Genomic DNA, 492 nt, shown 5'->3' with positions numbered 1-492 from the left:
ACCGCTTCATAAGGCTCAACCTCTTTAGCATCATAGAACTCGGTCTCGTAGCCCTGCCAGTAGTCCCCAGTTCGACCCAGAGACACACGGAAGATTTTACCTGAAGGCATGTGCTTAACGATGTCCTCTTTGGCCTCGGACTTATGGTTGTCACACCAGTCTCCATCCTCAAGGATTTCCCACTCGTCTGGCAGCTCGTATGACCAAGGGTTCTCACGCAGCAGGGATTGTAAAGTTTCAAGTAAGCTCATAGGCAGCCTCCGTGTTGGTTCAGGAACTTGGTGCCAGCAGCGGTAATCTCCCACGCACCGTTGTTTACGCCCGTCCATAGACAGACAGCTCAGATGTCCACGACTCGCAGCCTCAGCCACCAGTGCAGCGTTTGTTGCGCACATAGTTTTGACTTGAAAAGGTCTTCGGGCAGGACTTGAGGGGCCGCAAGGACCCGTAAAGTATTCACTCATTGCTTTGACCTCGAATCGCAGGTTGGAT

At 52.4% G+C, this 492-nt stretch carries 1 protein-coding gene; it reads right to left on the bottom strand.

Features of this window, described 5'->3' with window-relative positions; translation table 11 throughout:
• Positions 1 to 251: hypothetical protein (locus tag AC2W7G_RS18485; RefSeq protein WP_485869712.1), on the bottom strand; the 251-nt coding region annotated here is incomplete at its 3' end.
• Positions 252 to 492 lie beyond the last annotated feature (241 nt).

The organism is Aeromicrobium sp. PFPM2_SD2 (assembly GCF_057364525.1).
Note: the sequence above shows the minus strand (reverse complement) of the source record. Positions and strands in the feature narration are given on the sequence as shown.